At 50.0% G+C, this 11,012-nt stretch carries 5 protein-coding genes; 2 read left to right on the top strand and 3 right to left on the bottom strand.

What is annotated here, in order from left to right:
* Positions 1-299 precede the first annotated feature (299 nt).
* The 3 genes from HMPREF3027_RS02830 to HMPREF3027_RS02820 all read right to left on the bottom strand — a co-directional run bounded on the left by HMPREF3027_RS02830 (position 300) and on the right by HMPREF3027_RS02820 (position 5,646).
* The gene (locus HMPREF3027_RS02830) at positions 300-1,307 is read right to left on the bottom strand and encodes a malate dehydrogenase (protein WP_018027886.1); all 1,008 of its coding nucleotides are present in this window, start codon (positions 1,305-1,307) and stop codon (positions 300-302) included.
* 387 nt (positions 1,308-1,694) lie between these two features.
* Positions 1,695-4,685 (bottom strand): serine hydrolase domain-containing protein, encoded by a 2,991-nt coding sequence (locus HMPREF3027_RS02825; protein ID WP_070706896.1) that lies wholly within the window; start codon positions 4,683-4,685, stop codon positions 1,695-1,697.
* A gap of 58 nt (positions 4,686-4,743) precedes the next feature.
* Complete coding sequence (locus HMPREF3027_RS02820; RefSeq protein ID WP_070706894.1) at positions 4,744-5,646, bottom strand: Abi family protein; 903 nt, start codon at positions 5,644-5,646, stop codon at positions 4,744-4,746.
* Positions 5,647-5,887: 241 nt separating this feature from the next.
* Here HMPREF3027_RS02820 and HMPREF3027_RS02815 point away from each other — a divergent pair, with 241 nt between their 5' ends.
* On the top strand, positions 5,888-7,555 hold the full coding sequence (locus HMPREF3027_RS02815; RefSeq protein ID WP_070706892.1) for an AMP-binding protein: 1,668 nt from the start codon (positions 5,888-5,890) through the stop codon (positions 7,553-7,555).
* A gap of 448 nt (positions 7,556-8,003) precedes the next feature.
* Entirely contained in the window at positions 8,004-10,577 is a 2,574-nt protein-coding gene (gene glgP / locus HMPREF3027_RS02810) for an alpha-glucan family phosphorylase (RefSeq protein WP_070706890.1), read from the top strand.
* The last annotated feature ends 435 nt before the right edge of the window (positions 10,578-11,012 follow it).

Raw genomic sequence — 11,012 nt, 5'->3', positions numbered from 1 at the left:
CGTCTGACTTGTCTGACCTGTCCGACTTGTCCGATGAGGCACCCATTGTCCAATGAGCCACCCCTTGGGTGTGCTCTCATCTAAGCAAAAACCGAAATGCAACTAAGCATTTGCTTTGTTGCAACTCGGCAAATGGTTAGTTGCAACTCGCCAATTGCTTAGTTGCAACTCAACTTTTGCTCTCATAGATGGTCACTTTTCTGACCGCACAGCAGGGGTTTTTAATCTATAGAAAAAAGGGTCGGGCATCACGAGGAGCCCGACCCTTTTGGATTTGTTTTTCTCTATCTATAAGGAGATTACTTAGCAAAGTGCTTATTGATGGTACCCCAATCCTCTACTGCTGGGATGACGCCCATCTCAATCACTTGATTGCGGAGGTCTACCAGGTGCTTGTAGCTAGCCTCTAGCTCGGCCATCTCCTCTGGAGTGCCCTCTGGCATATTGTAGGTAACGATACCATCCTTGCCGATCTTGGTATCCATTGCCATCATGATGTTTTGGAACTTATCATTGTTCACGAAAGTACCTGCTGGCCATGGGAATTCAGCACCACCCATAGCAGCAGCAATCATCTCGATAGAGCAGTATGCTGGGCTCTGGAATGATGAGCGACCACGTAGCTTGATGATATTAGCACCACCCTTAGTGGTCTTGGTACGGATCTCCTCCCACTGCTCCTTAGTCAGTTTGTCGGTACCCATGTAGTCCTTCAATGGCTTGCCAGCGATCTTGGCATTTGATGCAAAGACTGCCATCTGCTCACCGTGGCCACCGAAGGTGCGTGCACCAGTAACCTCGGACTGAGCTACACCGAAGTGCTTAGCTAGCTCGCTCTGCAGACGAGTACTATCGAGTGCTGCAAGAGTGGTTACACGGCGTGGGTCGATGCCTGCATGTAGCATGGTTACGAGACCGGTGATATCGGCAGGGTTGAAGATGATTACCACGTGCTTTACATCGGGGCAAAGGCGCTTGATGTGCTCACCGAGGTCGGCAGCGATCTCGCTATTACCCTTAAGTAGGTCCTCACGAGTCATGCCATCCTTACGAGGGGCACCACCTGAGGATACGATGTACTTAGCTCCCTTTAGAGCCTCCTCAAAATTGTCGGTAAAAGTCATGTTGAGACCTTGGAATCCACAGTGGCGGATCTCCTCTGCCACGCCCTCAAGACCAGGGAGATAGGGGTCGTATAGGCAGATATTTGGGGTGAGGCGCATCATAGCTGCTGTCTGTGCCATATTGCTACCAATCATACCTCCTGCTCCGATGATCACGAGCTTGTCGTCAGTCAAAAAACTCATAAGATATAAACTTTATATTGTGAAAATAATACCGTCATCTAATACTTCCACAAATGTAATAAAGAATTTTGTAAATAAATAATATTCGCCATAGAAAATGCGGTGGTGCGCAATATAAGGGGACAATCAGACAAGTCGGACAGGTCAGACGAGTCAGACGAGTCGGTGGGGGAGTGGGTGAAGCCCGAAGGGGTTTTCTTAATAATCAAGACACCCCCGCAAAAAAGGACCTCCGCGAGGAGGTCCTTTTTGTCGTAGCCCCCGCGTCGGAGGGCGTAGCCCGAACGACCGGGGGAAATAAGGCGATCAAAACCTACGACCCCTTGCGGGTCGGACAACCTTTTTCAGGAAACCACACGCCTACGGCTCCGTTTGATGGGTCTGTAATTATCCCCTTAGTGAAAGGTAGATTTGCTCTTGGATGCGGGTGCGGATATGGAGCTGTGAGAGCTGGTTGTTCCACCGCTTTGGGGCACCTCTATTGGAGAGAAAGATGTAGACAATCTCATTTTGGGGATCTATCCAGCAGCAGGTGCCGGTGAAGCCGGTATGCCCATAGGTGCAGAGGGGTGCAATATCGGGCACGTTGCCTACCTTGCCTTTGCCACGGTGACGGTCGAAGCCGAGTGCATAGGGGGAGCCGGGGCGGCGGGCTGTGGTAAACTTCTGTACCGTATTGGGTTTAATATACCTGTGACCGTCGTAAGTGCCGCCATTGAGGAGCATCTGTAGGAGTGGAAATAGCTCCTCTGCTGTGCCAAAGAGTCCGGCATTGCCCGATACTCCTCCCAGCATCGCTGCTGCCTCGTCATCCACATCGCCACGGAGGGTTTGATGGCGAAGGAATTGATCCTTCTGCCCTTCGGCTATCTCGGAGGGAGCAAATCGTTCCAAAGGGCAGTAGGTGAGTCGCTTTAGCCCGAGTGGTGTGGCTAGCTTTTCCATAAAAAGTTGATCGAGTGGCAACTGGTAGCACTGCTCGAGCACTTCTTGCAATAGCAGGAAGTCAATGTCACTGTAGCGGTAACCCCGCCGACGGAGCTGTGCATCGCGGATCTCCTCACGCATCATCTCCCTTACCGAACGGTGGAGGTAGTATCCCTCGGCGAAGCGGATAGGGTAGTCCTCACTCTGCTCTCTACTAACCAATGATGGGAGGTAGGAGAAGTCGCGCCTTGCCCACGCCTTTCGGGCGATCTGAATGGGAAAGCCAGCTTGGTGCCGATAGGTGATTAGTGGCGAAGGATAGCTGTCTTGGTCAATGAGCGAGAGGTAAAAATTGATCACCGCGGGCATTCCCCCTGTATGAAAAAGAAGGTCGGCAAGTGTTACCGACTCCTTATTACTTCCTTTGAGAAAACCGAGGTGCTTGCCCAATGAATCTTTTGTGGTCAACCGCCCCTCGTCCTCTGCCATCATCAGCAGTGGCACAGTGGCGACTGCCTTGGTGACACTGGCGAGGTCGTATAGGGTGGCGGTGTTATTGGGCTCCTTTTTCCCGCTATCTTTGTAGCCAAAGGCCTTGCTATAAACCACTTTTCCCTCCTTCGCCACTAGTACTTGGCAACCGGGGTAGGCACCTTTCTTCACCCCCTCGAGGGCGATATCATCTATCTTAGAGAGGAGGCGGCTATTGAGACCCACGGCCTCTGGCTTGGCGAAGGTGAGCCCTTTTTGCTCCAGAGGAATGCCTGCTCCCGCCTTGAAAAGTGGGGGTAGGTCAACTGGTAGCACCCCACTCATGGGTAGCTGACCGAGTAAGGCACGTCCGACGGCTGTCTGGGCATCGACACTACTATCGTAGCCCATCACCACCGCCTTTGCCTCGGTGATCACCTCCTTGAAGTGCAGTGCGGTGTAGGGATTGGTGAGTAAAAGCAAGACTACCGACCTATCGCGTGCCAATTGGAGGAGCCCAGCATCGGGCCGTGCCCTTTCGGAGGTGATGGCAACCAGTATCACGGAGCTCTTTCGTAGCTTTTGGTAGGTGGCCTGTCGCTCGCCACTACCTGCCTTCACGCCAATGCCGTGGCTGCTAACTGTGCCACCATTGCGGAGTACTTGTAGGAGCTGAGGGGTCCTAGAATCTCCATAACGCAGGAGGGCTATCTCACTTTTTCCAGCGAATGGAAGGAGTGACTCATTATTCTTCAGTAGGGTGACACTCTCCTCATAGATTCTGGTACGGAGTGCCTTGCTCTGCTCATTATTAAGGTCGGCAGAGAGGGCAGTCGTTGGTAGTGGTGCCCTATCCGTTGCCCCGAGGAGATGTTTCCACGCAAGTACTTTTCGGCAACGGCGTAGCACCTCACTACGGTCTATCTCTCTCTCTTTTAGTGCGGTGAGCAGCTCTGCTAATGCCTTTTGAGGTGAAGGCGGAGCCAGTAGAATATCATTGCCAGCCTTGAAGGTGGCGACAGCAACAGAGCCTTTGCCTACATTGTCAATCACCCCTTGCATCGCTAGCCCATCGGTGAAGATGAGCCCCTCGAAGCCGAGTTGCTCCTGCAGTAGTTCGGTGGTGATGGCGGGGCTCACACTGCCTGCCTTTAGGCTACTATCTAGTGCGGGGACGGTGAGGTGCCCTGTCATGATACCCCCTAAGCCCTTTTGGATAAATTGGGTGAAGGGGTAGAGCTCTACCTCCTCTAGCCGTGCCCGGTCGTGCGATATCACGGGTAAAGCTTTGTGGGAATCGACCTTGGTATCACCGTGCCCGGGGAAGTGCTTCGCTACCGCCAGCACCCCTTGGCTCTCTAGCCCTTGACCATAAGCCAGTACCAGCTTCGCTACCTGCTGAGGGTCGGAGCCAAAGCTACGGGTACCGATGACTGGATTGAGGGGGTTATTATTGACGTCGGCAACAGGGGCGAAATTGACCTGAATGCCCATCCGCTTCGCCTCCTCTGCTGTGGCTCTACCATACTCAAAGGCAGTGGAGAGGTTGTTGGTGGCCCCCAGCACAATGTTTCGAGGCCATCGGATAGTGCCAGAAAGACGCATCGAGAGTCCCCACTCGCCATCCATCGCCACCAGCATCGGGATCGTGGCTCTCTGCCGCATGCGATTGGTGAGGAAGAGCTGTCGCTCGGGCGTCCCTTTTTGCCAAAGGACGCCTCCGAAGCCACGTGCTACTAGGTGGTCCCACTCCTCTAGGCTCTTTTGACCCTCTTTGGGGTAGACCATTGGCATAATAAGCTGAGCCAGAAGCTGCTCATCCGTCATCCCCTGCATCACGCTATCGGCATAAGCATAGGCAGCAGCAGAGCGGGCGGGGTCCTTGATCATCGTTGGTGGGGTGCCCGCTTTTACTAGTGGGCAACAAAGAAGTACCGCAAGGATACTCCCAAACATCTTATATATATTGTTTCTCTTCATAATCTTTGATAATCAATTGCCATTATGGTAAAAAGTGGCAATGTAAAAGCTAAATGGATTATTTCCATAATGGTTCATTCTCCCATCCCTTTGGAAAGCCAAGTGCAGCCTTGTCTATCTCTGGAAATGTAGCAAAGAGATGATTCATTTTGTGGAGCATGTCGTTATTTGGCGATATGACATCAAGGAAATACTTGATAATGCACAGGTCAAAGTATACCTTTAATGGATCAGTTGGCAATGTAATCCAAGGACGTTCTATTCTGATTGGCATAGTAGCACGAATGGAGAATACGCGATTCCAAATACGAGCATGATGACAGCAAGAGTTTCGTGTTACTGCAACAATAGTAAGCCAAGATTCGAATGGAGAAATTTGCAGTCCAAATGACTGAGCAATGGATTTCTTAATTCTTTTATTCTTGATGTTGGAATAAATGTTGGTGACTACTCCAAATGGTAGTATCTCAGCCAGCATCCAAGATGGTGGGTACTGATTGATATAGCTTTTCTTGAAGTGATGGATGAAATCCTCTTTAGTATGGTTTAACTCATCTTCAATTAGGTGTTTAGTGCGTCTGAATCTACTAGGATCTGAGAAATAACGTCCGTTCGTCATCCAGAATGGATCGTCTAATATTTTTGTTCCAAAATTTACGATTGCACAACGCACTGCAATCTCTATTTTTTCAATTTCATTGAAGAGGAGCAGTCGTAACTTCTTGTCAAACTTATACAGCATCATTACCTTGTCAAAGGTAACACCTTGCTTAAATAGTTTTTGTTCCTTAGGGGTGGAAAGTAAAGGGTGCATATATGCAGATAGGCGGTAGTAACCGATGTGAGCAAGGTAGTGTTCAGCCTTTCCTTCATCAGTTATTTTCATGCCTCTTGCTTTGAGCAACTGTACTAACGCCTTAGGGGTAGCGTATGTTTTTACAAACGGAATTCTTTTTGTCATAGTATAAAAAAAAGACCCGCACATTTGAGCATCGTTGAGAGGCTTGGCGGGTTCTCGTGTCGCAAAGATACGAATAATCTATTGACATTCCAAACTCCGATACAAGAAAGTTACAAGATCCAATTCACTAGAAGTTTAATTACACATTAGCTAGTATTGGCAGGTTATTTCCGCTTTAGTTGGTAGTTTACGGTAGAATCTGTATGTTTGTAATGAATATTAACATTAGACCACGAGGATTATGATTAAGGAGAACTTTGTAAAGCTATATGAGGGGGTACTGAAGGAGAATTGGGCGCTTCCTGCCTTCACCAATTATGAGGAGGGGCGAACCTATACTGTGGCAGATGTCGCACGGTGGGCAGCACGTGTACACCTTATCTTGGAGCAGAATGGCATCAAGAAGGGCGATAAGGTGACCCTTATTGGTAAGGATTGTGCTGAGTGGTGCATGGTATGGATGGGCATCGTTACCTATGGGGCGGTGGTGGTACCTATACTGCCCGACTTCCCTAAGGCCGACTTGCTACACCTCATTGAGCATAGCGACTCTAAGTTTGTATTCGTGGGGCCAGAGCACGAGAAGCACCTAGAGGGAGCACTGCTCCCCAATGTAATGGGGCTTCATAGGATTAAAAGTATGGAGCCACTCCTAGGACTACTCTCCAACGACCCAACTAAGGCACACAATATCGATGCTCTATTCAAGGAGCGATACCCCAATGACTTTACTCGGGAGGATGTAAAATTCCCCGAGGTGAGCAATGAAGAGGTTGTACTCATTAGTTATACCTCTGGTACATCGGGCTTTAGTAAAGGAGTGATGACTACTGCCAACAACCTAGCAGCCAATATGACCTATGCGGTGACGGAAAAGATGCAGAGCCGCGGTGATCGCCTTCTCTGCTTCCTCCCCAACGCCCACGCCTATAGCTGTGCATTCAACTTCCTACTCCCCTTGCTTTCGGGTGCACACGTCTATATCCTTGGTCAAAAGCCTACCCCTACCATTCTCCTCAAAGCGCTTAAGGAGGTGCAACCTCGACTGATCCTCTCCGTGCCACTCGTATTGGAGAAGATCTACAAGAGCGTGGTGGCGCCTAAGCTCAAGGAGACTTCGGTACGGTTGGCACTTAAGACGCCGATCCTCCGCAACTCGGTATACAAGAAGTTTAGAAAGGGATTGATCCAGGCACTAGGGGGCAATCTAGGTGAGATCATCATTGGTGGGGCAGCCCTCAATGCCGAGGTGGCTCAGTTCCTCGACCGTATTAAGTTTCCCTACACCGTCGGCTATGGTATGACGGAGTGTGCGCCATTGGTCTCCTATGCTCAGTATAAAAACTATGTCTCTGGCTCTTGTGGTAAGGAGCTGAAGATGATAGAGAAGCTACGGGTAGCCGATGCCCAAGAGATTGAGGGGCAGATGGTGGGTGAGATCCAAGTGAAGGGGGAGAATGTCTGCCTCGGATACTACAAAAACCCACAAGCAACTGCCGAGCTCTTTACGGAGGATGGCTGGATGAAGACGGGGGACCTAGGCTATATTGCCAAGGATGGCAGCGTCTTTTTGAGAGGGCGCTCCAAGGCGATGCTCCTAGGGCCTAATGGGCAGAATATTTACCCTGAGGAGATAGAGGCGAAGATAGCGATGCTCCCCTTTATGAATGAAGCAGTGGTGGTACAGCGAGAGGGCAAACGGAATGTGGCGATTGTGACCATCGACCGAAAGGCACTCGAAAAGGCGGGCTATAAGAACGATAAGAAGGTGGAAGAGCTACTCGAAAGTAATCGCAAGCAACTCAATGAGAGCCTTGCCTCCTTTGCCCAAATCTCCAGCTTTGAAGTGCTGGAGGGTGACTTTGAGAAGACGCCTAAGCAGAGTATCAAGCGCTATCTCTATAAATAAGGATTCGGAAGCCCTTATCTGGTAAGAGACTTTTTAGCAGAGCCCCCTCCTCCTATTGAAAGCGATAGGAGGAGGGGTCACGCATTAGAAATGTTTTATTAGTGGTATTTATCTGAGTACCTATGGGTAAGGACCTCGGCAGAGGTCCGACGGATCCTAGCCCCCACGTCGGAGGGGCGTCAGCCCCGAACGACTGGGGGATTAAGGGCATTCCTCCCCTATTCCACGACCCCTTGTGGGGGTGGGTCGGTTTTTGTCCCCTAGTCATCGGCTCTACGAGCCTCGACTAGGGGCTATGATCCGTCTGACCTCCCACGAGGGGAGGTCATTCACGGTAAGATCTTTCTGGTGCGTAACCCCTGAAGTCCTTTAGGAGGAGGGGGCACTGGTGTATAATTATTTGAGTATCTTTGCATAGGTAATTAAGAAAATATATTAGGTTTGAATAATTATGATTCGTAATAAGAACTGTAATGAGGCGGTATGGAATGAAGTGTACACTCACTCCAAGCTGCCAAAGAACTTAGCGAAGCTAGAGGAGCTATCCCGCAATATCTGGTGGGTTTGGAGGAGAGAGGTAAGAAAGCTATTTGCCGAGATAGATGAGGAGAAATGGGAGGCTGTTCAGGCCAATCCTATTGAGATCCTCAATGGGCTGAGCAGTGCAAAACAAGAGGAATTGCTACAGAATGAGGAGTTTATGGCTCGTCTCGACAAGGCCTATGAGCACTTCCAGGAATACCTTGCGGCACCTATGCGTAGCGATGTCCCTAGTGTGGCCTACTTCAGTATGGAATATGGGCTCAGCAATGTGCTGAAGATCTACTCTGGCGGTCTTGGTGTACTGGCAGGCGACTACCTGAAGGAGGCTAGCGACTCTCGCGTAGACATGGTAGGCGTAGGCTTCCTATACAAGTATGGCTACTTTGACCAAGTCATCTCGGCCGATGGTGATCAGATTGCCCAATATAAGCAGAATGACTTCAATAATATTCCAGTAAGCCAAGTGACCGATGAGCAGGGTTTACCGATGACTTTAGAGGTCCCCTTTAGAGATCATACCGTTTACTGCAATGTGTGGCGAGTAGATGTAGGGCGTATCCCGCTCTACTTGATGGATACCTTCCACCCTAAGAATAGCGATTGGGATAAGGGAATTACTAGCCAGCTCTACGGTGGCGATTGGGAAAACCGTATGAAGCAGGAGTATCTGCTTGGTATCGGAGGTATTATGCTACTAGAGAAGCTAGGCATCAAGAAGCAAGTGTACCACTGCAACGAGGGGCATGCTGCCTTCATTAATATTGAGCGTATGGCACAGCTCACCCAGAGTGGTATGGACTTTGATCACGCTCTGGAGATCGTTCGCTCTTCAGGGCTCTATACAGTGCACACGCCTGTGCCTGCTGGTCACGACTACTTTGATAAGGGCCTTTTCGATAAGTATATGGGTCACTATGCCGCGAAGCTAGGGGTTTCGTTTGATGAGTTGATTGACCTTGGTCGTGAAAACCCTGGCTCCGACGAGAAGTTCTCCATGAGTGTCTTGGCGCTCAATACGGCTCAGGAGGCCAATGGTGTTAGCTGGCTTCACGGCAAGGTGTCGCAGCGGATGTTTGCCCCTGTGTGGAAGGGCTACTTCCCTAGCGAGCTACATGTGGGATATGTGACCAATGGGGTGCACTTCCCTTCGTGGACCGCTGTGGAGTGGATCCCTTTCTACAAGAAATATATCTCGGAGAATATACTTGATGATCAGGATAATCCTGACATTCTCAAGAAGATCAAAGAGGTGCCAGACAGCGAAATATGGGAGATGCGTAAAGAGATGAAATGCCGACTTATTCGCCATCTCAGGGCGAGCTACAAGGCAAGTCTCTCTAAGAGCAATAACGACCCCTCCTTTACTTACGAGGTGCTTGATGCCCTGAATCCCGATGCCCTTCTCATCGGTTTCGGACGCCGATTTGCCACCTACAAGCGTGCCCATCTGCTCTTTACCGACCTCGATCGCTTGGCACAGATTGTCAATAACAGCGAGCGCCCCATCCAGTTTATCTATACCGGTAAGGCACACCCTGCCGATGGCGGTGGCCAGGGGCTTATCAAGAGCATCATCGAGATCTCTAAGATGCCACAATTCCACGGTAAGATCCTATTCCTAGAGAATTATGATATCCGTGTAGCTCGCCGATTGATCGCTGGTGTGGATGTATGGCTCAACACCCCTACACGTCCATTAGAGGCGTCGGGAACGTCGGGCATGAAGGCGCTGATGAATGGAGTGCTCAACTTCTCAGTACTCGATGGTTGGTGGTATGAGGGATTTGTGCCTGGAGGCGGTTGGGCACTGACCGACAAACGCACCTATACCGATCAAGGACAGCAGGATAAGCTAGATGCCGTGACGATTTACAAGACCCTAGAGGATGAGATCATCCCGCTTTACTACGATCGTAGTGATGGTAAGGAGTACTCTACCGGTTGGGTGAAGATGATCAAGACTTCTATGGCAGAGATCCTCCCTCGCTTCACGATGCGACGGATGATTAATGACTATATCACTCGATTCTACCAGCCACTTGCTACACGCTCAGCAATGCTTGCAGAAAACAACTATGCAGCAGTTGATACTCTGGTGGAGTGGAAACAAAGTGTAGCCAATACCTGGGATCAATTGGAGGTAATAGAGGTGAAGAGCACCAAGGACCTCAGTAGTCGTAGCTTTGAAGTGGGCGAAGAGATGGAGTTGCAAGTGGTGCTCGACCTACATCAGCTCTCCACTGACCTCAAGGTAGAGCTAGTCATCTCTGAATTCAATGCCGATAATATGATGACAGAGCTTGTAGATAACTATGCCTTTACCCTAGAGAGCAGTGAAGGTAGTCGACGCACTTACAAGCTAAGAAAGATGATCAATAACCCTGGTACCCGGAAGATCGCCATCCGCATCTCTCCTACGCACCAACTAATGGCTCACCCTATGGACTTTGCTTATGTTCGTTGGGTATCGGCATTCTGATTCTTGAGCCAGTCTATTTTTAATATGAGAGCCATAGGGCAATAGCCTTATGGCTCTCATTGTATTGGGGCGAAGGTAGGGGCTACGCAGTCTTGGGCTCTCCATAAAACCTCTATACAGAGAATGTTGCACGAAGTGCCATTCTCAGCACATTTGCTTCAAATGTGCTGAGACTTTGCACGAAGGATGAGATGCAAGGCCTGAGGATGAGGGCAAGGTGCCGTAGGGCACCAAGGCCCCACCAGGGCGAAGGGAGCGTACTCGCGTACGTGACCTAGACCGAATTCCGAAAGCAACGAAGCAGATCGCCTTCGTGCAACAGTCTCATACAAGTAGAGCAAAAGTTGAGATGCAACTAAGCAATCGGCGAGTTGCAACTAAGCGTTTGCCGAGATGCAACTAGATACTGTCCCAAAAAAGTGTGTAAGCCCCAAT

It is taken from the genome of Porphyromonas sp. HMSC077F02 (assembly GCF_001815465.1).
Lineage (GTDB): Bacteria > Bacteroidota > Bacteroidia > Bacteroidales > Porphyromonadaceae > Porphyromonas_A > Porphyromonas_A somerae.
Note: the sequence above shows the minus strand (reverse complement) of the source record. Positions and strands in the feature narration are given on the sequence as shown.

Excerpts from the sequence above, each read along its gene's own strand:
- HMPREF3027_RS02815 (WP_070706892.1), top strand. The coding sequence starts at position 5,888 with ATGATTAAGGAGAACTTTGTAAAGCTATATGAGGGGGTACTGAAGGAG.
- HMPREF3027_RS02825 (WP_070706896.1), bottom strand. The coding sequence starts at position 4,685 with ATGAAGAGAAACAATATATATAAGATGTTTGGGAGTATCCTTGCGGTA.
- HMPREF3027_RS02820 (WP_070706894.1), bottom strand. The coding sequence starts at position 5,646 with ATGACAAAAAGAATTCCGTTTGTAAAAACATACGCTACCCCTAAGGCG.
- HMPREF3027_RS02830 (WP_018027886.1), bottom strand. The coding sequence starts at position 1,307 with ATGAGTTTTTTGACTGACGACAAGCTCGTGATCATCGGAGCAGGAGGT.